The sequence below is a fragment of the Bradyrhizobium sp. P2_E8 genome, from assembly GCF_056403875.1.
In genome coordinates, this window is the sequence record NZ_JBFUES010000894.1 from 1 (window position 1) to 3,101 (window position 3,101).

The following is a 3,101-nucleotide window of genomic DNA, read 5'->3' on the forward strand; positions in this document are numbered from 1 at the left end:
CCGCTACGGCGCTGACCGATGCCTATCTCGCGCGCATCGAGGCTTACGATCGCAACGCACCCATGCTCAATTCCGTCCGTGCGCTCAATCCCGACGCGCTCGCCATCGCGGGCAAGCGCGACGGCACGAGGCCGTCGGCCAGGCGGCCGCTGGCCGGCGTCCCCATTCTGCTGAAGGACAACATCGYCACCGGCGACAAGCAACCGACCACGGCGGGCTCGCTGGCGCTGGAGGGCGCGCGCGCCAAGGGCGATGCCACCATCGTCAAGCTGCTGCGAAACGCCGGCGCCGTGATCCTCGGCAAGGCGAACCTGACGGAATTTGCCAACATCCTCGCGATCGACATGCCCTCGGGCTATTCGTCGCTCGGTGGCCAGGTGAAGAATCCCTACGTGCCGACGCTGCTGGACGATCGCGGCATCCCGGTCGTAGACCCCGGCGGCTCGAGCTCGGGTTCGGCGGTCGCTGTGGCCGCAGGTCTGTGTACGGCCTCTGTCGGCACCGAGACCTCCGGCTCGTTGCTGCACCCTGCCAGCCGGAATGGCCTCGTCACGGTCAAGCCGACCGTCGGTTTGATCAGCCGTGCCGGCATCGTGCCGATCGCGCACAGCCAGGACACCGCGGGGCCGATGACGCGCACCGTGCGCGACGCGGCGATGCTGCTGAACGTGCTGGCCGCCAAGGATCCGCTCGACCCCGTGACAGAGCGGCAGCGGAGGCCGGCCGATTACACGGCCGACCTCACACGCGATGCGATGAAGGGTGCGCGCGTCGGTGTACCGAGCGACCCCGGCGATCCGCTGAACGATTGCTTCTATGGCAAGCTGCCACCCGACGGGGCCAGGCTGATGGCCGAGGTCATCAAGGTGATGGAGGATCTGGGCGCCGTCATCGTGCGCGCCAACATGCCGACACGCGGCTGGATCGCCGGGCCGGGCACCGGCATGGCCGTGCTCAACCGCAATCCGCTCAGCCGCAACAAGGGCAATCCGACGGGGTCGCCGATCGTGTTCCTCTACGAGCTCAAATACGGGCTCAATCTTTATCTGAGGGATTGGGCGACCAATACCGATATCAAGACCATGGCCGACATCATTGCCTTCAACGAGGCTCATGCCGACAAAGCGCTGCGCTTCGGCCAGGATCTGTTCCTCGCCGCTAACGCTACCCGGGGCGATTTGAGTGAGCGCGAGTACAAATCGGCGCGCGCCATGGATCTGCTCGCCGCCAGGACGCGCGGCATGGATGCCTACATGAACCGGCACAAGCTGGACGCCGTCCTGTTCCCCGGCGCGACCGGCGCGGCGATCGCCGCCAAGGCTGGCTATCCCAGCGTGATGGTGCCCGGCGGCTTCGTCTCGGGCGCCGACGGCAAGGACACGCCCGACTATCCGCTCGGCGTCACATTCGCAGGGCGCGCCTGGAGCGAGCACAAGCTGCTGCGTCTGGYCTATGCCTACGAGCAGGCGTCCAACATGCGCAAGCCGCCGCCGGGCCTGGCCCCGCTCTAGATTTCGAAATTCGTCTTGCCGGACGGTGCTCACACCCCTCGCGGGTCGGTCCGGACGGCCAGCGCCCGACGCTCAGCCGTTCGGCAGCCACCACCCGAATATTGCCACGACGAGGCACGCCAAGAGGCAGATGGCCTGATGGCCCATTTCCATCCAGTACTGGACCGGCGCGGTGTCCCTCTGGAAAACCTGCCTCGACCAGTCCAGCAGGCAGACCACGAGATCAGGACTGAAAGCCCTGATTTTCCGCTCGGCATAGCCATCCCGCAGCATGCGGCCGCAATCGATGCACAGATAGATAGCGACGACGCGCGCGACGATCTCGCATAGAAAGAACCGCATGTAGGCACCCGTTCATCGCATATGGATTCGACGACCGGGCCGCATGGCTCGTCAACTGGCGGGGGCCGTCATCGCATTGGCACTCCCCGGTTTGGTGCGGTTGGGTTTGATCCTGGTTCAATGGCAGGGCGGTGGCAAGCCCGCCGGCACCCGCCCGGTGGCGGCCGCCATCCGGGACGCGCGAGTGCGGTCGACAGCGGCGTTCGGATTGCTCGCCTGCGACGCTCGGCGAGCGACCTGATCAGAAGCCGACAATGAGCCAGCGGCCGCCGGACCGCTGCGAAGGGCCCGTGACCGGACTTCGAGGCACGACGTTGATCCTCATCAAGCACCGAAGCAGCGCCGTCCTCTAAACTCAAGCACTATCGGGGAGGAGCGCACCATGCTTCCCTTTACGCTTGAGCAGTTCCTCGACGTCTTTGCGGCCTACAATAAGGCGATCTGGCCCGCGCAAATTTTGGCTTACGTGCTTGGAGCGATCGCCGTGGCCGCCCTTTTTCGGAAAGGCCGTGCCTCAGACCGCGTTATCTCAACCGTCCTCGGATTGATGTGGCTAAGCACCGGCGTTCTCTATCACGGCGTATTCTTCTCGTCGGTAAACAAGGCCGCGTTCGCCTTTGGCGCCTTGTTCGTGGTAGAGGGCGTGGCACTCCTCTACACGGGTGTCGTACGCGATGGTCTTCGCTTCGCGATCATTTACGGGTTTCGAGCGGTGATCGGCGCGGGGTTTATTCTCTACGCATCTCTCATCTATCCGCTGATTGGGGTTGCGACGGGGCATTTCTGGCCGGCGTTACCGATGTTCGGCGTAGCTCCTTGCCCTGTCACGATTTTCACGTTCGGTCTGCTACTTATGACGACCGGCCGCTTCTCCTACTGGCTTCTGGTGATTCCCTTCATCTGGTCAGTCATCGGCGGCAGCGCTGCGATCCTCCTGGACGTACGGCAGGATTGGCTGCTTTTGTTTAGTGGTTTCATTTCCGTTTCGATCATCGTCGCCGGGGACCGGCAGGCACGTGCCGTAGGCGACGAGGCCGGATTGACGCCTTAAACCGAATTGCGTCCATGATCGCGAGCGACCGCGCGCTATCTGGAAAACCACTCCTGAGAATGAGCGATCTCGTATGCGTTCATGGGCCACATGCTGACACCGTCTACGCGTAATGATAGCATGCCTCTCGTCACCGGCTTGCGAGGTTGCTCTCGTAAACGCACACACAAGAACGTGTGAGGAGGCAAGTCCAATGA

3 protein-coding genes are annotated in these 3,101 nt (G+C 63.8%); 2 read left to right on the plus strand and 1 reads right to left on the minus strand.

Annotation, left to right across the window (positions count from 1 at the left end; translation table 11 throughout):
• Window positions 1–1,511 (plus strand): amidase family protein (locus AC1D00_RS33830; RefSeq protein WP_477013660.1); only part of this gene is annotated, 1,511 nt, incomplete at its 5' end.
• 72 nt (window positions 1,512–1,583) lie between these two features.
• On the opposite strand, the gene AC1D00_RS33835 is transcribed toward AC1D00_RS33830, so the two are convergent.
• Window positions 1,584–1,853 carry a hypothetical protein gene (locus AC1D00_RS33835; protein WP_025575898.1) on the minus strand — a complete coding sequence of 90 codons (270 nt, stop codon included), beginning with the start codon at window positions 1,851–1,853 and terminating at the stop codon, window positions 1,584–1,586.
• A gap of 382 nt (window positions 1,854–2,235) precedes the next feature.
• Between AC1D00_RS33835 and AC1D00_RS33840 the strand changes: the two genes are divergently transcribed.
• Window positions 2,236–2,904 (plus strand): DUF6064 family protein, encoded by a 669-nt coding sequence (locus AC1D00_RS33840; protein WP_029677405.1) that lies wholly within the window; start codon window positions 2,236–2,238, stop codon window positions 2,902–2,904.
• Window positions 2,905–3,101: the final 197 nt, after the last annotated feature.

Excerpts from the sequence above, each read along its gene's own strand:
- AC1D00_RS33840 (WP_029677405.1), top strand. The coding sequence starts at position 2,236 with ATGCTTCCCTTTACGCTTGAGCAGTTCCTCGACGTCTTTGCGGCCTAC.
- AC1D00_RS33835 (WP_025575898.1), bottom strand. The coding sequence starts at position 1,853 with ATGCGGTTCTTTCTATGCGAGATCGTCGCGCGCGTCGTCGCTATCTAT.